The sequence below is a fragment of the Serratia sp. YC16 genome (genome assembly GCF_009707615.1).
Lineage (GTDB): Bacteria > Pseudomonadota > Gammaproteobacteria > Enterobacterales > Enterobacteriaceae > Serratia > Serratia surfactantfaciens.
The window spans coordinates 1,225,168-1,243,343 of record NZ_WLYN01000001.1; the positions used below are offsets into that span (position 1 = coordinate 1,225,168).

The 18,176-nt window shown below is 59.6% G+C and carries 18 protein-coding genes; 4 read left to right on the plus strand and 14 right to left on the minus strand.

Features of this window, described 5'->3' with window-relative positions:
• Positions 1–11: 11 nt before the first annotated feature.
• Positions 12–923 (plus strand): LysR family transcriptional regulator, encoded by a 912-nt coding sequence (locus GKN89_RS05770; RefSeq protein WP_370520164.1) that lies wholly within the window; start codon positions 12–14, stop codon positions 921–923.
• A 157-nt stretch (positions 924–1,080) separates the two neighbouring features.
• Here GKN89_RS05770 and GKN89_RS05775 read toward each other — a convergent pair whose 3' ends face one another.
• Genes GKN89_RS05775 through GKN89_RS05785 form a run of 3 tightly spaced genes read right to left on the minus strand, consistent with a single transcriptional unit; the run spans position 1,081 to position 3,222 of the window.
• Complete coding sequence (locus GKN89_RS05775) at positions 1,081–1,428, minus strand: hypothetical protein (protein WP_154746521.1); 348 nt, start codon at positions 1,426–1,428, stop codon at positions 1,081–1,083.
• A 2-nt stretch (positions 1,429–1,430) separates the two neighbouring features.
• A complete protein-coding gene (locus tag GKN89_RS05780; RefSeq protein WP_154746522.1) occupies positions 1,431–1,835 on the minus strand; it encodes a hypothetical protein in 405 nt (134 codons plus the stop codon).
• A gap of 10 nt (positions 1,836–1,845) precedes the next feature.
• Positions 1,846–3,222, minus strand: coding sequence for a hypothetical protein (locus tag GKN89_RS05785; RefSeq protein ID WP_154746523.1), 1,377 nt, complete (start codon positions 3,220–3,222; stop codon positions 1,846–1,848).
• A gap of 311 nt (positions 3,223–3,533) precedes the next feature.
• Here GKN89_RS05785 and GKN89_RS05790 point away from each other — a divergent pair, with 311 nt between their 5' ends.
• Entirely contained in the window at positions 3,534–4,538 is a 1,005-nt protein-coding gene (locus GKN89_RS05790; RefSeq protein WP_370520165.1) for a LacI family DNA-binding transcriptional regulator, read from the plus strand.
• Positions 4,539–4,544: 6 nt separating this feature from the next.
• Here GKN89_RS05790 and araD read toward each other — a convergent pair whose 3' ends face one another.
• From araD to GKN89_RS05830, 8 genes are all read right to left on the minus strand, one after another.
• Positions 4,545–5,237 carry an L-ribulose-5-phosphate 4-epimerase gene (araD, locus tag GKN89_RS05795; protein ID WP_033632583.1) on the minus strand — a complete coding sequence of 231 codons (693 nt, stop codon included), beginning with the start codon at positions 5,235–5,237 and terminating at the stop codon, positions 4,545–4,547.
• On the minus strand, positions 5,231–6,100 hold the full coding sequence (locus tag GKN89_RS05800; RefSeq protein WP_094142121.1) for an L-ribulose-5-phosphate 3-epimerase: 870 nt from the start codon (positions 6,098–6,100) through the stop codon (positions 5,231–5,233). Before GKN89_RS05800 ends, araD begins: the two co-directional genes overlap by 7 nt.
• Positions 6,087–7,574 carry an FGGY-family carbohydrate kinase gene (locus tag GKN89_RS05805; protein WP_154746524.1) on the minus strand — a complete coding sequence of 496 codons (1,488 nt, stop codon included), beginning with the start codon at positions 7,572–7,574 and terminating at the stop codon, positions 6,087–6,089. Before GKN89_RS05805 ends, GKN89_RS05800 begins: the two co-directional genes overlap by 14 nt.
• 8 nt (positions 7,575–7,582) lie before the next feature.
• Entirely contained in the window at positions 7,583–8,572 is a 990-nt protein-coding gene (locus GKN89_RS05810; RefSeq protein WP_015378500.1) for an ABC transporter permease, read from the minus strand.
• On the minus strand, positions 8,569–10,059 hold the full coding sequence (locus GKN89_RS05815) for a sugar ABC transporter ATP-binding protein (protein WP_370520166.1): 1,491 nt from the start codon (positions 10,057–10,059) through the stop codon (positions 8,569–8,571). The genes GKN89_RS05810 and GKN89_RS05815 overlap by 4 nt, the downstream gene beginning before the upstream one ends.
• 54 nt (positions 10,060–10,113) lie before the next feature.
• Positions 10,114–11,031 (minus strand): ABC transporter substrate-binding protein, encoded by a 918-nt coding sequence (locus GKN89_RS05820; protein ID WP_019453590.1) that lies wholly within the window; start codon positions 11,029–11,031, stop codon positions 10,114–10,116.
• 135 nt (positions 11,032–11,166) lie between these two features.
• Positions 11,167–12,234, minus strand: a complete 1,068-nt coding sequence (locus GKN89_RS05825) for an erythritol/L-threitol dehydrogenase (RefSeq protein ID WP_016927009.1) — start codon at positions 12,232–12,234, stop codon at positions 11,167–11,169.
• 285 nt (positions 12,235–12,519) lie between these two features.
• Positions 12,520–13,473 (minus strand): LysR family transcriptional regulator, encoded by a 954-nt coding sequence (locus GKN89_RS05830; RefSeq protein WP_154746525.1) that lies wholly within the window; start codon positions 13,471–13,473, stop codon positions 12,520–12,522.
• A gap of 138 nt (positions 13,474–13,611) precedes the next feature.
• Here GKN89_RS05830 and GKN89_RS05835 point away from each other — a divergent pair, with 138 nt between their 5' ends.
• Positions 13,612–14,793 carry a M20 aminoacylase family protein gene (locus GKN89_RS05835; protein ID WP_154746526.1) on the plus strand — a complete coding sequence of 394 codons (1,182 nt, stop codon included), beginning with the start codon at positions 13,612–13,614 and terminating at the stop codon, positions 14,791–14,793.
• Between the two features lie 22 nt (positions 14,794–14,815).
• Entirely contained in the window at positions 14,816–15,604 is a 789-nt protein-coding gene (locus tag GKN89_RS05840; protein WP_154746527.1) for an ABC transporter substrate-binding protein, read from the plus strand.
• Positions 15,605–15,748: 144 nt separating this feature from the next.
• Here the strand turns inward: GKN89_RS05840 and tmaR are convergent, their stop codons facing one another.
• From tmaR to GKN89_RS05855, 3 genes are all read right to left on the minus strand, one after another.
• Positions 15,749–16,066 carry a PTS system regulator TmaR gene (tmaR, locus tag GKN89_RS05845; protein WP_004935612.1) on the minus strand — a complete coding sequence of 106 codons (318 nt, stop codon included), beginning with the start codon at positions 16,064–16,066 and terminating at the stop codon, positions 15,749–15,751.
• Positions 16,067–16,226: 160 nt separating this feature from the next.
• Positions 16,227–17,294: an FUSC family protein gene (locus tag GKN89_RS05850; protein ID WP_019453595.1), complete on the minus strand. Its 1,068-nt coding sequence runs from the start codon at positions 17,292–17,294 to the stop codon at positions 16,227–16,229.
• A 94-nt stretch (positions 17,295–17,388) separates the two neighbouring features.
• Positions 17,389–18,156, minus strand: coding sequence for an N-acetylmuramoyl-L-alanine amidase (locus GKN89_RS05855; RefSeq protein ID WP_019453596.1), 768 nt, complete (start codon positions 18,154–18,156; stop codon positions 17,389–17,391).
• Positions 18,157–18,176: the final 20 nt, after the last annotated feature.

The window sequence follows — 18,176 nt, forward strand, 5'->3', positions numbered from 1 at the left end:
GGGAGAACTGCGTGCCGAGCCTGATTTATTCCTTTGCCCAACTGGAAGCCTTCACCGCCGTGGCCGAGCACGGCAGCCTGGCGAAAGCCGCGCTCAAGCTGGGCAAAGACCGCACGACGCTGCGCGATTTGATTGATTTTCTCGAGGATGGCTTGGGCTATGCGCTGTTCCTGCGCGAGGGGCGCAGCCTGCACCTGACGCCGGAGGGCGAACAGCTGCAACGCCAGGCGCACCTGCTGATGCGCCAGGTGAAAGCGTTTGAGGCGTTTGCCAAAGACGTGCCGAAGAGCGCGGCGCAGGAAATCTCGCTGGTCTACGATCCCTTTACGCCCCGCGCGTTGCTGCAGGCGCTGATTGCCGCCATGGCCCAGCGCAACACGCGCCTGAGCCTGATTAACGCCTCACGCGACGAAGCGGAAAGCCTGCTGGCAAGCGGCCAGGCCGATCTGGGCATCTGCCAGGCGCGCAACCGCAGCGTGGGCGACACCATGGAGTGGCGCGCCCTAGGGGCGATAGAGATGGATTTTTACGCCGCCAAAGCGCTTTTCCCCGGCGCGGAACAGCCGCTTTCGCTGCTGGAACTCTCGCTCACGCCGCAGGTAATCATGCACCCAGACTCTGACGAACCGGTGGCGCGCCGCCTGCAGATTTCCGGGCATACCATTTTCACCAACGAGCTGGAGATGCTGCGCGCCCTGCTTGAACAGGGCTGCGGCTGGGGATTCTTGCCGACGCATATGCATGCGGAACAGTGGAAAAACGTCAACACGCTGCGCACCGAAGTGGGCAGCCAGGGGATCAGCCAAACCATGGTGACCATCTGGAAGCCGGGCAATGACCGACGGGCGTTGATTGATGAGACGCTGGGGTTGTTGCCGGGGTTGTGGCGGGTGGGGAGTAGAGGCTATTCTGCCAAAAACTAGGGGATAATTTGGATATAATAATTAATATTTGCTCTAACAAAGAGCCACTACTAGTGCCAAGTTGCCACCGTAAAAAACACATGAGCTAGTACTGGGTTTTACCGTCGTAGATACGACGGTAAAACTAATCCAAAATCTACAATTTTATTATTACTACTCACCTAACAAACCAATCAAATGTTGAACCATCCCAACCATAGTGCTTTTCACGGAACGCATCCATCGCAGCAACATATTGCGAAATTATCAATGTGACATCACTTGCTTGAGGGATGTCATCTTCATCTAAAAGATCCAAAAAGACAACAGACTCCTCATTAGACAGAACTACTTTTACTTTTTCCAACAAGCGATTAACTATTTTTATTTTTCCTTTACTAACTGCTGAATCAGGTTTTTTCTTAGAGAGATCTTTGAACTCACCATACATAGCCTTTAATAAAGGAGTCATAGCATCATGTGTCTGAGCCTTCTCCTGCGTTGTATAGAATTTTTCCCCACTCATTTTTACCCCTTAAGATTTTTAGGTTTAACAGTTCGAATCAATACCATACCATTTTCATCTACTTTATCAGTTGCATCTCCCTTGACTTTCCAGTACCAAATTCCATTTCTGATTGAAACATTATCAGATCTTAACTTCTCAAAACATTGTAAGTACTGTGAAAGTATGAAAACCACATCGCTATTCTGTGGTATATCATCCTCATCAAAGCTAATAAAATCGTCGAACGGTTTATACATTTCACCAAGATAGTCGTTACTCTGTAACAAAAGCACGTTTACGAATTTAAGCTTAAATTTATTTACCGCATCATTGGGATTTTTTTTCGATAGAAGTGAAATTTCCTCATATATACTCAATAACTGACCAGACAATTTCTCGAAAGTATCTACACTAGCTCTATTCATCTATTTAACCTTATGATGGACACGAACGTCTAAACTCAATATATTTCTTCTTCAGAACTTCAATTGGTGCTCTTTGCTTGCTTTCATACACATCAACCATTAATTTTAAATCATCATCTGTGATCGCGATTATACACTTCCTTTGAGATGACCATAAATCAATAGTGTTTTTATACATTGCTTTCGGCAATGGGTTTCTGGTTAGAAACACTCCAAACCTTCCAATATTAGACTGAAGATATCGGTTGAGTTGATTTATATGATCTCTGCTTATCAATTTTACATTTTTCATTTCAATAACCAGTTGACGATTATCATACTCATGAAATATTTCATCTAAAAAATCAACATCACGATTATTATAGAATATTAAATCCCTAATATGCCTTCCAGAATCCGTACGACTTTGTGTATTGGCAAAATCTAAATGAGGGTAAAATAGGGTAGCCAATAAATCAGATGATAAATCCTCATATCTCATATCAGCACCATCTTCTTTCCCTGTATTAAGCTTTAAAATCTCCGTTAATTTTCTCTTTGCTGACAAGACAGGAATTTGACTAAACAAAGGGTCATTTTGACAATCATGTGAAGTTAGATTTTTATATTTTACATATTCATCTACAACTCCGTAGTTATCTCTATTAAAATTCAACACCTTTACTCGTTCTTCAGGTTCATCCGGATTGAATATTTCATCCCTCGGGCAGTGTGACTTAAAGTAATCATCGAAGTTAATCCAAGGATTAAATCTGAGCCAGCGCTTAGGAGTAAAAATCAATGGTTCCTTAGTCTTAGGGTTGACTGGAAGTTGCATTTTCTTATTATAATCAAAAGTATGCTTTTGATAATTATATATAGAGTCCATTATAACGACCTCCATAGGAATACTATATTTTTCACACTGCTCTATAGTATAATCAATTAAAAATGATTTAATATAGTTACAAGCAATATCACTCACTCTATCCTTTGATATTCCTGAAACATACAGCTGAATTATTTCAAAGTGCGTAAATCCGAACTTACTATATTCAGGAATATCCCGAAACAATCTAAGTATTTCATTGGCTTGTTGAACGCCAATTCTAACTCCATTTCGCGACTTGGAAACACCGAGTCCAACTTCAGAACACTCAGATAAGTTAACAAGTATCGAGGTGGCTTCATTATCACGTCCCTTGCTAATCAGGTAGTTCAAATGATTGAACGAATTTGTAATAACTGTGTGTAATGACTGGTCTTGCAAAGATGGTGACTTCCAAAGTAAAAATGGATCAACATAAAGTGGAATATCTTCATCAAAAAATTGAATTGCAAAGTCTAGATCTGCTTGAGATTTATGAATCCCATAATAGTCGGTTAATCTAGGCCGGAAAAGATCCATACACCCTCGCTACTCTGTCTACTGTTCTATTCGAAATTCTTATACTATAACACCCCCCCTTCGTCTATAAAACAAACAAACGTCTTTACCTACCCTATCCCCCCCACACACATATGCATTAACCTTTCGTAGCAAAAAATTAAGTGAAATTATTTAAATTTAAATTAATGCAAATATACTATTTACTAACTTCACGCATTAAAATTTTTTCTAATAACAAAATAGCCTGCTCCCTTCCACTCCCCCCTAGCACCGCCCCCGCCCTTTCCCTACAATAAGGGATCTGTTGAGGCATAACGCAAGGAAAGACGGTGTCGAAAGCCAATCCCAATGCCACTATCGTGGATATCGCCCGCCGCGCCAGGGTGACCAATATCACCGTTTCCCGCGCCTTCAATAAGCCCGAGCTGGTCAAGCCGGAAACCCGCGAGCGCATTCACGCCATCGCCAAAGAGCTGAACTATGTGCCCAACGCCTTCGCGCAGGGGCTGAAAAGCAGCAGCAGCCAGATTATCGGCATCGTTACCAGCAGCATGTACAACCCGTTCTATTCCGGCCTGATCAAGACCGTGTCGCGCATTGCGCGTCAGCAGGGCTACCAGATCATGCTGTTCGACACCGACGGCAGCGAAGAGGCGGAAATGCGCGCCATTCAGGCGCTGTTCGGCTACAAGGCGCGCGGCATCCTGCTCTCGGCGGTGCGCGACGACAAGCGCTACCGCCCCGCCTATCTCGAGCTAGCCGAGGTGTACGGCGTGCCGCTGATCCTGATCGACCGCGATCTTTACAATCAGCAGCTGAGCGGCGTGTTCCTCGATAACCGCGAGATCGGCGTGCTGGCCGGGCGTTATCTGGCGAAGCAGCCGGAGCAGAAGCTGCTGATTATCGGCGGCCCGGCGGATTCGGAAATAACCTTAACGCGCACCGCAGGCATCGTCGCGGCGCTACAGGGCAGCGGCCGTGAGATTCATATCATCAACGGCGACTATGATTTCACCTCGCAGGAAAGCGAGGTGCGCGCCTATCTGGCGCAGCCGGAGAACCGCCCGGATTGCATCATCGGCCTGAATGGCATCATCACGCTGGGCGCCATCGCCATCTGCCACGAGATGGGGCTTTATGAGCAGGTGAAGTTCTTTTCGATAGACGAACCGCCGCGCGCCGGCGCTTACGGCCTGCATATTCCGGGGGTGTATCACGATACGCAGAAACTGGGGGAGATCGCCGCGGAGCTGCTGTTCAGCGCCATTAACAGCCCGCGCGGCGAGCTGCCGGTGCGCAGGGAATTCTTCACCGGCTCGCTGTTGAATCGCTGACGGGCGCTATTGCCCGTAGTAGGCGTGTTTACCGTGCTTGCGCAGGAAATGTTTGTCCAATAGCTCCGGCTGCATCGGGGCGATGGCCGGCGCCAGCTGGCGCGTCGCCATCGCCATGATCGCCACCTCCTCCAGCACCACCGCGTTGTGTACCGCATCTGCCGCGTCCTTGCCCCAGGCGAACGGGCCGTGGGAATAGACCAGCACTCCCGGCACCTGCTGCGGATCGCGCCCCGCCTGATTGAAAGTCTCGATAATCACCTTGCCGGTTTCCCCCTCGTAATCCCCGGCGATCTCCGCCTCGCTCATCGGCCGGGTGCAGGGAATATCGCCGTAAAAGTAGTCGGCGTGGGTGGTGCCCAGCGCCGGGATCGGCTGCCCGGCCTGCGCCCAGATGGTGGCGTTGCGGCTGTGGGTGTGCACCACGCCGCCGATATCGGCGAAGGCGCGGTACAGCGCCAGGTGGGTGGCGGTGTCGGATGAGGGTTTACGGTGCCCTTCGCGCACCTTGCCCTCCAGATCCACCACCACCAAATCCTCCAGCGTCATCGCCTCGTAGGCGATGCCCGAAGGCTTGATCACCACCAGCCCGCTCTGGCGATCGATCGCCGAGACGTTGCCCCAGGTAAAGGTCACCAGCCCGTATGCCGGCAGGCTGAGGTTGGCCGCCAGCACCTGCCGCTTGAGTTCGTTCAGCATGCGATGCCTCCCTCATTCATCTGTTGTTCGATCCAGGCCTTGGCCTGGGCGATGCGTTGCTTGTCCTGCCCGTCTTCGCGCGCCCACATCTCCAGCAGGTAGGGGCCGCGATAGCCGAGCGCGTTGAGCACGGAAAAGGCGTGGGCGAAATCCACGCAGCCTTCGCCGAACGGCACGTCGCGGAACTGCCCGGCGCTGCCCGGCCCCACCGCCACGGTATCTTTGAGGTGCACGGCAGTGATGCTGCCGATGCCCAGCGCCAGCTCGGCGGCGACGTCGTTGCCCCAGGCGCTGAGGTTGCCGAGATCGGGATACACCGTGAACCACGGGCTGTTGACGTGGCGGGCGATGTCGCGCCATTTGCTGATGCTGTTGATGAACGGCGTGTCCATCACCTCCACCGACAGCATCACCTGCGCCCTGGCGGCCTGCGCCGCCGCCCACTGCATGCCCTCGATAAAGCGTTCGCGGCTGTGGCGATCGGCGGGTTCGTAATAGACGTCGTAACCCGCCAGCTGGATGTTGCGGATGCCGAGATCCGTCGCCAGTTCCAGCGCCTTGCTCATCAGCACCCGCGCCCGTTCGCGGGTGGCGGCCTCGGCGCTGCCGAACGGATCGCGCCGGTGCGCCGACAGGCACAGGCTCGGCACCGTCACCCCGCTGTCGAGCCGCGCCTGGATAAACGCCAGCCGCTGGCGGCGATCCCAGTCCAGCCGCTGCTGGCGCGCCGGCTGTTCGTCGATCGACATCTCCACGAACTCAAAGCCCAGCTCGGCGGCGGTGGCCAGCCGCTGCGGCCAGCTCAGATCGGCGGGCAGTGCCTTTTCATACAGCCCCAGACAGGCGGCGTTAGTCGTTTGCATCAGTCACCTCACTCAAAGCCTGAGCGACCGCCAGATAGCGCGCCTGCTGGGCGCGCAGGCGCCGGTGGGCGGCGGTCGCGGGATAATAACAGCGCAGCTTGGGCGGCGCGGCGGCGATCGCTTCGGCAAACCCGGCGTACTCCCCGGCGCCGACGGCGGCGCACAGGGCGGCGGCGCGGCAGCCGCTCTGGCGCGTTTCCACCACCTCGAGCGGCAGGTTGCCGGCGTCGGCGTACATCTGCATCCACACCTCGGACTGCGTCGGCCCGCCGGTCATACGCACCCGCTCGATGCGCGGGTTCAGCTGCACCATGCGTTCCTGATGGATCAGGTGCGAGAACACGATGCCCTGGTAGATCGCCTGCACCACGTCCGCCATCTCGTGGTGGGCGCTCAGGCCAATCAGCCCGCCCGGCGTGTTGCCGCCGAGGTTGGAACCGTACAGATAAGGCAGGAACAGCAGCCCGCTCGGCTGCTCGCGGCGCTCGGCCACCCAGGCGTTGAACTGGGCGTAGCGCTGCCGGTCGTCGGCGCAGAACTGGCGCAGGAACCAGGCCAGGTTGCCGGCCGAGGTCGGGCTGCCTTCGTGCACGAAATAGCGGCCGTCGATGCAGTAACGCCCCCAGGCGTAGGGGTAATCGGCAGGAATGATGCGCTCGGTCACGCAGGTGGCGATCGACCAGGTACCCGCCACCGCGCTGAGCGTGCGATCGTCGGCCACGCCGGAGCTGAGCGCCGCGCCCACCACGTCGAACAGGCCGCCGTACACCGCAGTGCCCGCTCGCAGGCCGCACTGCGCCGCCGCAGCGGCCGTCACCCGCCCGGCCAGCTGCGCCGAGCCGATCACCGGCGCGGTCTTCTCCTGCGCCTCTTCAATGCCGAAGGCCGCCATCAGCGCCGGATCGTAAGCGCCGCTGTGCTGATTGAACAGGTTACTGCCGGAGATGTTGGTCACTTCGGCCGCCGCCTCGCCGGTGAGGCGAAAGCGCAGGTAGTCGTGCGCCATCAGGATGCGATCGACGGCGGCGTACTGCGCCGGTTGCCGCTGCTTCAGCCAGCGCAACAGCAGCGCCGGGTGGCTGGGCCACAGCGGCTGCAGGCTGCGCGGGTAGCTCTGCGCGTCCACGCCGGCGCGGCGCAGCTCAGCCGCCGTGGCCACCGCGCGGTTGTCCGAAGAGAGGATGCCGTTGCCGACCGGTTTACCGTGGCGGTCGATGGCGTACAGCCCTTTGCCGTGCGCCGAAAAGCTGACGCCGCGCACCTGCCCGGCTTCCAACCCCGCCGCATGCAGCGTCTGGTGGATCGCCGCGCACACGTCATCCCACAGCGCATCCATATTGCGTTCGCTGAAGCCCGGCTGGGCGGCAATCGCCGCGCCGTCGAGTTCGGCGATCGCCAGCTCTTCGCCGCTTGCCCGGTACAGCCCGGCCTTGATCACCGTGCCGCCGACGTCTATGCCAAGAAAGACTGCCATCGCGCCTCCTATTTGCGCCGCACGGAGCTGAGGTAGATGGCGGCCAGGATGATGCCGCCCTTCACCACGTTCTGGATATACGGCGATACGTTCATCAGATTGAGGCCGTTGTTGAGCACCCCGAGCATCATCGCCCCCACCAGCGTGCCGACGATGGCGCCGCGCCCGCCGGAGATCGCCGCCCCGCCCAGCACTACGGCAGCGATGGCGTCCAGCTCGAAGCCTTCGCCGGCGTTGGGCTGCCCGCTCATCAGGCGCGAGGTCAGCACCAGCCCGGCCAGCGCGGCGGTCAGGCCGCTGATCACGTAGACCAGCATCTTGTAGCGCGGCACGCGGATGCCGCTCAGGCGCGCCGCCTCTTCGTTGCCGCCCATCGCGTAGACGTAGCGGCCGAACGGCAGCTGGTTGAGCATCAGCCAGGCCAGCAGGTACACGCCGAGCATGATCAGGATCGGCACCTGAATGCCCAGCACCGTGCCGCGGCCGAAGAAGGAGAAGACGTCGGGCAGGCCGGAGATCGGGTAGCCGCCGGTATAGAGCAGCGCCAGGCCGCGGGCGATGCCCATCGACGCCAGAGTGACGATGATCGGCGGCATGCGCAGGTAGGCGATGCAGGCGCCGTTGGCCAGGCCGAACAGCGCGCCGAGCGCCAGCGCGGCCACCATCGCCAGCGGGATGGGCACCGCCGCCAGCATCAGCCCGGCGGCGACCGAGCCGGCCAGCGCCATCACCGGCCCCACCGAGAGATCGATGCCGCCGGTCAGGATGGCGCAGGTCATGCCCACCGCGATGATGGCATTGATCGACACCTGGCGCGCCACGTTGGTCAGGTTGTTGACGCTGAGGAAGCTGTCGTTCAACAGGCTCATCAGCACGAACAGGACAGCGAAGCCGATAAACGGCAAGACCGCCGGGTGATGCAGCAGTTTTTCCCAGCGCTTGCCGAGGCTGGGGCCGGCGGCGCGGCGCGCCACGGCGGGTTGTTCAATTCCGATCATAAGGCACTCCCGGTCGCGTGAAGCATGATGTGGTTGGATTCGATGTCGTCGCCGGTCAGCTCGGCAACGATGTGGCCGCCGCGAAACACCAGCACGCGATCGCACACGCCGATGATCTCCGGCAGTTCGGAGGAAATCATGATGATGGAGATGCCCTGCTGGGTCAGTTGCTGCATCAGCTGGTAAATCTCGGCCTTGGCGCCCACGTCGATGCCGCGTGTCGGCTCGTCGAAGATCAGGATGTTGCAGTCGTTGTTGAGCCAGCGGGCGATCACCACCTTCTGCTGGTTGCCGCCGCTCAGGGTGCTGACGGCGGTCTCGGCGTCCGGGGTTTTCACGCCTACGGCGCGGATCAGCCGCTGCACCACGTCGCGATCCTTGCGGGCGCTGACGAAGATCTTGCCGCGCCGGTGGTGCCGGTTGAGGGTGATGTTCTGCGCCACCGAGAACGGCAGCACCAGGCCCTCGGTTTTGCGGCTCTCCGGCAGCAGGCCGATGCCCTGCGCCAGCGCCTGCGCCGGGGAACGCAGCGCCGCCGGTTGGCCGCCGAGGCTGACGCGTTTGCGGTGACAGCGGCTGGCGCCGATCAGCGCCGAGACGGTCTCGGTGCGCCCGGAGCCCACCAGCCCGGCGAAGCCGAGGATCTCGCCCTTGTGCAGGTGGAAGCGGTCGGTCGCGCCGTGCTTCTCGCGCTGGATCTCCGCCTCCAGCAACACCGTCACGGTATCGACCGGGTGCTGTTTCACCGGGAAGGCGTTTTCGATTTTGCGCCCGACCATCAGTCGCACCAGCTCCTCCACGTTGGTGTCGCCGGTGGCCAGCGTTTCGATGTAGGTGCCATCGCGCAGCACGGTGATGCGATCGCAGATGGTGAAGATCTCGTCCAGGTGGTGCGAGATAAACACCATGCCGACGCCCAGCAGCCGCAGATCGTTCATCACGCTGAACAGGTGCTCGGCCTCGCCCGGCGTCAGCGTGGCGGTCGGTTCGTCCAGCACCAGCACCCGCGCCTCCAGCGACAGCGCCTTGGCGATCTCAACGAACTGCTGCTGCGCCACGCTCAGCTGCTCCACCGGGCAATCGAGATCGATAGCCACCGTCAGCCGCTTGAAAATGGCCTCGGCCTTGCGCCGCATCGCCCGCCGATCCAGCAGGCCCCAGCGGTTCCTGATCTCCCGGTTGAGGAAGATGTTGTCGATGGCGCTCATGTAGGGAATCAACGAGAATTCCTGAAAAATAATGCCGACCCCGGCCTCGATCGCCTGGCGATAGTTGTTAAAGCGGCGCTGCTCGCCGTCGATAAAAATATCGCCCTCGTCCGGCTGATGGATGCCGCACATGATTTTCACCAGCGTCGATTTGCCGGCGCCGTTTTCGCCCAGCAGGGCGTGCACCTCGCCGCGTTGAATGGCCAGGTCGATGCCGTCCAGCGCCTTCACGCCGGGAAAGCTCTTTTTTATTCGCTTCAGTTCCAGTAAAGGTGTCACCGCATTGCCCTCCGCGCCGAACGCCCCGCAGCAGCGGGGCGAACCCGGCCGCTGTTACCAGCTAAAGCCGGCCGCATTGCTGCGGTCGATCAGCTTCACTTTGACCGGCACGGTTTTCGGCACCGTGGCGCCCCAGTAGCGGGCCAGCGCAATGCCGAGCGCAATGCGCAGCTGGTCACGCGGGAACTGCGCCGAGGTGGCGATAAACGGCGAATTCGGCTTGAGGATCTCTTTGATGGCTTCCGGCTGGCCGTCGACGCTCACCAGCTTGACCTTGGCGCCGTTGCTTTCGATCGCCGCCAGGGCGCCGAGCGCGCCGACGTCGTTGACGCTGAAGATGCCCGCCAGATCCGGCGCCGACTGCAGCATGTTTTCGGTGACGGTCAACGCGGTGTCGCGCTCCTGCTTGCCGTTTTGCTTGGTGACGATCTTGATGTCGGGGTATTTCTTCATCGCCGCCTCAAAGCCGCGCACGCGCTCCAGGATCGGCACCACCGGGATGCCGTCGAGGATCGCCACCTTGCCTTTGCCGCCCAGCGCTTTCGCCAGGTATTCACCCGCCTGGAAGCCGGCGTCGTAGTTTTCCGAGCCGACGAACGAGTCGAGCGGCCCTTCCGCCTGGGCGTCGATCGCCACCACCACCGCGCCGGCCTTATGGGCGGAGATCACCGCCGACTGCACCCCCACCGAATCGGTCGGGTTGATCAGCAGGATATCCACCTTCTTCTGCAGCATGTCTTCCACGTCGCCGATCTGTTTGGCGACGTCATGGCGCGCATCGGCCACGTAAACCTTGGCGCCGATATCGGCCGCCGCCTGATCCAGCGCCTGTTTCATGGTGACGAAGTAGTCGTTGTTCATTTCCTGGAACGACATACCGATAGTGATTTGCTTGGCCAGCGCCCCATGGCTGGCCGCCAACATTCCACCGGCGACGATAAAAGGCAGGGTCTTTTTGAAAAATGAAAACATAGCCAATTCTCCTGTAGGGAAGCTTCTTGTTGTGGTTATCAGAGCAACAGCATGTCTTTACGTTTGGCCGACCGGCCGGCCCCCCATTGCGAGCGGGCCGGCGATCGTGACTGCAACAGCGGTACGGCGGGAGGGTCAGGGAACCAGGATCACCTTGATGGAGTCGGTCGAGTCCGCCAGGGCGAAGGCTTCGTCCCAGTCGTTCAATGAATAGCTGTGGGTGACCACGCCGTTGGAGGTCACCAGCCCGCGCTCGAACAGATCGATGGCGATTTCATAGCTGTAGGGCGCCAGGTGCGCACCGCGAATGTCCAGCTCCTTGCGATCGCCGATGATGGACCAGTCGACGGTGGTTTCCTTGCCGAACACGCTGAACTCCACGAAGCGGCCCAGCTTGCGGATCATCTGCAGCCCCTGGGTGACGCCGATCGGCGCGCCGGTGGCCTCGATGTAGACGTCGCAGCCGTAGCCACCGGTCAGCGATTTGACGATCTGGTCGGCGTCTTCTTTCAACGGGTTGATCACCACGTCGGCGCCAAACTCCTTCGCCAGCGCCAGCCGCTCGTCGATGGCGTCGATCACGATCAGTTTCTTCGGCGTCTTCAGGCGTGCCACCTGCACCATGCACAGCCCAAGCGGCCCGGCGCCGGCCAGCACCACCACGTCGTCCAGCTGAATGTCGCCGCGCGCCACGGTGTGGATGGCGCAGGCCATCGGTTCGATCAATACCGCGTCTTCATGGCTCAGGCTTTCCGGGATCTTGTGCACGATGGCGTTCTCGGAAAAGCGCATGTATTCCGCCATACCGCCTTCCGCCACGTCTTTCTGGAAGCCGTAAATGTTGTGCGTCTCACACATCCAGTAGCTGCCGGATTTGCAGTAACGGCACTCCCAGCACGGTACGATCTGCTCAGCGATCACCCGCTCGCCGATCCGGTATTTGCCTTCCGCGCCCTCGCCCAGCGCGGCGATGCGGCCGTAGAACTCGTGCCCCGGCACCACCGGCGGTTTGACCCACGGGTTCTCTCCCCAAAACATCTGCGCGCCGTTCTTGCACTTGCAGTCGCCGGCGCAGATGCCGCAGCCTTCCACCTTGATCACCAGCTCACGCGCCTTCGGAAGCGGCGTGGGCACCTGTTCGAAACGATAATCCTGCGGGCCGTGGCAAACGACCGCGCGCATTTTTTCCGGCAACTGACTCATCCACTCCTCCAATACACTCATTAAATGCTTGAAAAATATAAATGTTGACGTTGTCATTTTTATCTAACAAAAAACAAAAAACGCTATAAAGTGATAAATTTCAATTGATTAATCATCAAATACCCAGGAAAACTCAAAATGACAACGTGAACATAGAGCGACATATAACCAAAGCTGCAAAAATAATTATTTGAGCAAAATCACATATCGTTAACATTGCGGCTAAAAATGCTACAAATGCGGATCGCGATCCCATTTACAGGATCGGCGATCCAGGCAGATCCGCTAAATCAGCAGGCGCACGCGATCGTAGATCTGGCGATCCTCCGGCCGCGACGATCGCACCTGCTGGCGCAGGGTGCGTACCAGCGTGTCGATAAACGCGTGGGCGGCGGCGCTCAGAATGCTGTTGCGCCGGGTGACGATATTCAGCTGCGCCGGTTGGCAGCTCTCCCGCAGCGCCAGCGGCTGCACGCGTGAGGCAAACTGCGGCAGCGCGGCGATCGGCCGCGGGCACCAGGTACACATCTCGGCGGACTCCACCAGCGCCTGCAGCATGCCGAACGAATGCGCCTGGATAATGCGCTGGCGCGGCAGGCGCACGCCGTGGCGGTGGAACACTTCGTCGAGCAGCGCATCGAAACTTTCCTGGGTATAGCTCATCACCCAATCCTGCTCCAGCAGCTGAAGCAGCGAGGTGCTGTGCGCCAGCGGGTGGCCGCGCCGCACCATGTACGCCGTTTCATACTCCAGCAGCGGCTCGCAATGAAACTCCTGCGGCGCCGACGACGCCGGCAGCGGCGTGATGGCGAAATCCATCGTGCCCTCGCGCAGCTGCGACTGAGCGTTGGCCATCAGGCTTTCCGACAGTTCCAGCCGCACCGCCGGCACCTTGCCGCGAAACGCCATCACCGCCGGCGGCAGCACCGTCAGCATCAGCCAGGGAGTGATCGCCGCCTTGACCAGATCCGCCGCACTCCCGCGCAGCGCCGCCATTTCGCCCTGCGCCTGCTCCAGTTGGTTGAGCACCAGCCGCGCGTGCGCCAGCAAGGTTTTGCCGTAAGGGGTGAAGCCCAGCCCGGTCGGCGTGCGGATCAGCAGCGGCAGCGCCTGCTCCTGTTCCAGTTCGCGCAGCGCGCGGGTCACCGCCGCCTGCGACAGCCCCAGATGCCGCGCCGCCGCGCGAATGCTGCCGCTGTCGGCGCTGGCCACCAGCGCCTGCAGTTGATGCAGTTTCATGTTCACCTCCTGACAATCACAGGTTGTCAGCATAACCGAACGGCGGCTACCCGACAAAAACGGAGTTTGCTAGTCTCGATACCAACCTCTCTGCCCCGTTCACCGCCCGTTAGCCGGGGCCCTTTGCCGGAGATCGTGATGATGCATTCACTGGTACTGCCTGATATCGCCGCCGTTCATGATGAGATGGTCGCCCTTCGCCACCACCTTCACGCCCACCCGGAATTGGGATTCCAGGAGTTCGCCACTTCGGATCTGGTGGCACGGCGGCTGGCGGAATGGGGTTACCGCGTCACGCGAGGTGTAGGACAAACCGGCGTTGTCGCCACACTGCAGCGCGGGCCGGGAAAATCGCTCGGCATTCGCGCCGACATGGACGCCCTGCCGATCGCCGAAACCACCGAGCTGCCTTACGCCAGCACCCATTCCGGGGTGATGCACGCCTGCGGCCACGACGGGCACACCGCCATGCTGCTGGCGGCGGCGCGCTATCTGGCGCAGCAGCCGAACTTTTGCGGCACCCTGCACCTGATTTTCCAGCCGGCGGAAGAAGGCGGCGGCGGCGCCAGAGTGATGATCGAAGACGGCCTGTTTGAGCGCTTCCCCTGCGACGCGGTGTTCGCCATGCACAACGTGCCCGGCTTCCCCACCGGTCACCTGGGCTTCGCCAGCGGCCCCTTGATGTGCTCGGCCGACACGGTGCACATCAGCCTGCACGGCCACGGCGGCCACGGCGCGGTGCCGCAGAGCACCGTCGATCCAGTGGTGGCCTGCGCGGCCATCGTCATGAGCCTGCAAACCATCGTGGCGCGCAATATCGATCCGCAGGAAACGGCGATCGTCACCGTGGGGGCGATGCAGGCCGGTCAGGCCGCCAACGTGATCCCGGCGACCGCCACCCTGACGCTCAGCGTGCGCGCGCTGACGGCGGCGGTGCGCGCGCGGCTGGAGCAGCGCATCACCGAGCTGGTCACGGCGCAGGCCGCCAGCTTCGGCGCCCGCGCGGAGATCGACTACCAACACGGCTATCCGGTGCTGGTGAACCACCCGGCAGAAACCGAGCTGGCGCGCGCCGTGGCGCTGGAGTGGGCCGGAGAGGGCCGGGTGATCCCCACGCTGCGGCCGTTCACCGCCAGCGAAGATTTCGCCTTTATGCTGGAGAAGTGCCCGGGCAGTTACATCTCAATCGGCAACGGCCCCGCCACGCCGGGCAATGCCCTGCACAACCCCGGCTATGACTTCAACGACGACAGTCTGTCGCTGGGCGCCACCTACTGGGTCAAATTGGTCGAGCGCTTTTTGGCTCGCCCTGCGGTTTAATCGCCAACGCTGAGGAAATGACATGAAAACCATCAAAGGGCTGTTGTTGTTGCTGCCGCTGGCCGCGAGTTTTCCCGCGCTGAGCGGTGAATTCAGCGGCAAAGTGATCAAGTTGGGCATCGATCCCACCTTTCCGCCGCTGGAATATAAAAACCCGCAGGGCAAGCTGACCGGCTTCGGCGTCGATATCGCCCAGGCGCTGTGCGACCAGATGCAAGCCAGGTGCGTGTGGGTGGAAAGCAGCTGGGACGGCATGATCCCCGGCCTGCAGGCAAAGAAGTTCGACGCTATCGCCTCGTCGATGACCATCACGCCGCAGCGCCGGCAGCAGATCGCATTCTCCAGCAAAGTCTCGAACGCCCCGGCGCGGCTGGTGGCGCATAAGGGCAGCGACCTGCAGCCTACCGCCGCCTCGCTGAAGGGCAAATCCGTCGGCGTGCAGCAAGGCTCCAGCCAGGAGGCCTACGCCAACGCGCTGTGGCGCCCGGCCGGCGTTAACGTGGTCGCCTACCAAAGCCAGCAGGAGGTGAACGAAGATCTGGCCAACGGCCGCCTGGATGCGTCGCTGCTGGCCAGCGTCAGCGCCAGCGAATTCTTCAAAACGCCCGGCGGCAAAGACTTCGCCTTCATCGGCGCCGAGCTGACCGACAGCAAATACTTCGGCGTCGGCGACGGCATCGGGGTGCGCAAAGAGGATACCGCGCTGCTTAACGCCTTCAACGACGCGCTGCAAGCGATCCGCGCCAACGGCACTTACAAGAAAATCAACGACAAGTATTTCGACTTCGACATGTACGGCGCGGAGCAGTAACAAGCGTTCCCCCGCGGTCACCTGCCGATCGGGCAGGATGGGGAGGCGCCTTCGGCCGCCGGGGAACGCCCCAACGAAAACGGCAGTGTTAGCAGGTGGGATAGCAATACGGGCCAGGCAGGACGCCCGGCCCGATAAGGCGATTTACTTCACTTCACCCATTGCCTTCAGCTTTTTGGACAGCTCGCGGCGTTCTTTGGACAGATCGGCATTTTTGATGATGTAGTCATCAACGCGATCTTCGTAGTCGCTGCGCATGTTGGCGATGATGCCCTGAATGTCTTCAATGCTCATGCCGGGCTTGATGTACTCACTCAGGTTGTCGAGCAGCAGCACGCGCTTCTGGTTATCACGAATTTTCTTTTCGTTGTCGACGATCTCGCGTTGCAGTTTGTTTTTGCGGCGGAACATACGCACAAACTCCAGCACGTCCTGGAAACTCGGCTTATTTGCATTATCCATCTTTATACCCTTGCTTTAGTAATACACAGATTCATTTGCTTACGGCCACATGGCACCAAGATACAGGTTTGTGGCGGTCCGGCACAACAGTGATTGCCTTATCTTACCCACTTTGCCCCGGCGGCCAAAACCCAAAGCGCCACCTTCATGATCTGACCCCTTATTCACGCCCGGCGGCGGTGCAAACCTGGAGCAGATCCCCTAACTCTTCCAGCTGTTGCGCCAGCTCCATGCTGAGCCAGACATAGCCGTAAATCGGCGCTTCGCCGTGCTGGCCGAGGCTAACCTCCTGCATCAGCGTTTTCAGCTCGCCGGCGATCTCCGCCAACTGCCCCGCCGCCGCCTGCCGCTGCGCCTGAGGCCCTTCGCGCATCAGCAGCGCCAGCGATTCCAGCGAGCTCAACGTCAGCAATTGGGTGCTGCGCAGCGTGCGAGCGTTCAGCATGATGAAGTGCGTTTCGCGCGAGGCCCAGTAGGCGTCGGCCATCAGCTCCAGCGTGCACACCAGATTGCGGCTGAGGGTTTGCACCGCTTCGAACACCGTTTTGGGAATGCGGGTTTCCTTACTGGCGGGCACGATCAGGCTGCGCAGCTTCACCACCTGATTCAACAAATCCTTGAGCTGCGGCTCCAGCCGCGGCCGCTCAATGACGTTCGGTGAAAAATAGGCGCCGTAGATGCGGGCGGCGGTTTGCAGGCAGTCCGCCATTTGCATGCGCCACAGAATGTAGGCGCGTTGCGGGTAGATGCTGGTAAACAGCAGCGCCAGCAGCGAACCGAAAATAACATCGCCGCTGCGCCACAGCGCGGTGTGCATGTCGCCGGCGCCCGCGCCGCACACCACCGCCAGAGTGATCCCCACCAGCAGCGCCATATAGGGCCGTTTGCCGAGCGTCAGGTAACCGCAGACGAACATCACCACGCCGCACCATGCCAGCATCAGCGGCAGCGAATAGAGCTCGAGGTACAGGGCGATCAGGCCGGAAACAGCGCCGAACACCGTGCCGGCGATGCGTTGCAGCGCCCGCTGCAGCACGTTGCCCCAAAACGAGATCGGCCCCATCACCACCACCAGGGTGATCAACGGCCAGGTGCCTTCAGGCACCGCCAGCAGGCGGATCAGCAGAAAAGTCAGGATAAACGCCAGCCCGATGCGCACGCCGTGGACGACGCGATAATGGCGATAGGTCAGCAGCTCAAGGGAAGAGATTTTTCGATCGAGGCGCACGATGCCTCCGATAAGTACCAGCCAGGCCGCTATTTTAACGGAGGAAGCGCGACAAGGAAAAGGCGAATGAGGCGTCCCTCATTCGCACTCAGGCTCAGGCGACGTATTTGTCGACCAGCGCGCGCAGAACGGCGGCGGTCTCAACATCCATCACGCCGTCATACTTCTGCTGACGGAAGTGCAGCTGGAACGCGCGCACCAGCTGGCGATAGCCTTCTGCGGTGTTCGCCGCCGAGGTGTCGTAGCCGTATTGGGCGAACAGTTTCAACAGCTCGGCCTGCGCCGGCAGCCCCTGGCTGCAATATTCCTGCTGGCGCTGCTGCTTGGTCGCTTCGTCATACCAGGCGCCGACGCCGGCCTGATACAGCTGCTGCCACGGGAACTGCGGGCCCGGATCGCTCTTGCGGCCCGGCGCGATGTCGGAGTGCGCCACCACGTTCACCGGCGAGATGTCCGGATAACGCTGCAGGATGTTCTGCGCCAGCTGGGTGACCGCCTCGATCTGCTGCGGGTTGAACGGCGGGAAGGTGATGTTCTCACCGTCGCCGCTCGCCAGGTTAACGATCTCGATGCCGATCGAGGTGTCGTTGATGTTGCTGCGGGTGCCCCACTGGCTGGTACCGGCATGCCAGGCGCGTTCGTTCTCGTCCACCAGGTTGAAAATGCGCACGCCGTTGAAGCCGGCGGCCTGATAGGTGGCCTCGGTCGGATCCGGCACCAGATAGTGCGCGCTGACCGATTTTCCGGTCAATGACTTCACCGAGTCGGCGAAGTTTTGCGCCGTGTAGTGCAGCACCAGAAAGCGCACGCGGTGGCCGAAGCTGGCGACCGATCGGTAGCTATTGTAATCAATCTTGTACATCGTAAAGTCCCTCTCTCGTT

Coding starts and splice junctions, on each gene's coding strand:
- GKN89_RS05775 (WP_154746521.1), bottom strand. CDS start 1,428: ATGAGTGGGGAAAAATTCTATACAACGCAGGAGAAGGCTCAGACACAT.
- GKN89_RS05780 (WP_154746522.1), bottom strand. CDS start 1,835: ATGAATAGAGCTAGTGTAGATACTTTCGAGAAATTGTCTGGTCAGTTA.
- GKN89_RS05785 (WP_154746523.1), bottom strand. CDS start 3,222: ATGGATCTTTTCCGGCCTAGATTAACCGACTATTATGGGATTCATAAA.
- araD (WP_033632583.1), bottom strand. CDS start 5,237: ATGCTGAACGAACTCAAGCGGCAGGTGCTGGCGGCCAACCTCAGCCTG.
- GKN89_RS05800 (WP_094142121.1), bottom strand. CDS start 6,100: ATGCAAACGACTAACGCCGCCTGTCTGGGGCTGTATGAAAAGGCACTG.
- GKN89_RS05805 (WP_154746524.1), bottom strand. CDS start 7,574: ATGGCAGTCTTTCTTGGCATAGACGTCGGCGGCACGGTGATCAAGGCC.
- GKN89_RS05810 (WP_015378500.1), bottom strand. CDS start 8,572: ATGATCGGAATTGAACAACCCGCCGTGGCGCGCCGCGCCGCCGGCCCC.
- GKN89_RS05820 (WP_019453590.1), bottom strand. CDS start 11,031: ATGTTTTCATTTTTCAAAAAGACCCTGCCTTTTATCGTCGCCGGTGGA.
- GKN89_RS05825 (WP_016927009.1), bottom strand. CDS start 12,234: ATGAGTCAGTTGCCGGAAAAAATGCGCGCGGTCGTTTGCCACGGCCCG.
- GKN89_RS05830 (WP_154746525.1), bottom strand. CDS start 13,473: ATGAAACTGCATCAACTGCAGGCGCTGGTGGCCAGCGCCGACAGCGGC.
- GKN89_RS05835 (WP_154746526.1), top strand. CDS start 13,612: ATGATGCATTCACTGGTACTGCCTGATATCGCCGCCGTTCATGATGAG.
- GKN89_RS05840 (WP_154746527.1), top strand. CDS start 14,816: ATGAAAACCATCAAAGGGCTGTTGTTGTTGCTGCCGCTGGCCGCGAGT.
- tmaR (WP_004935612.1), bottom strand. CDS start 16,066: ATGGATAATGCAAATAAGCCGAGTTTCCAGGACGTGCTGGAGTTTGTG.
- GKN89_RS05855 (WP_019453596.1), bottom strand. CDS start 18,156: ATGTACAAGATTGATTACAATAGCTACCGATCGGTCGCCAGCTTCGGC.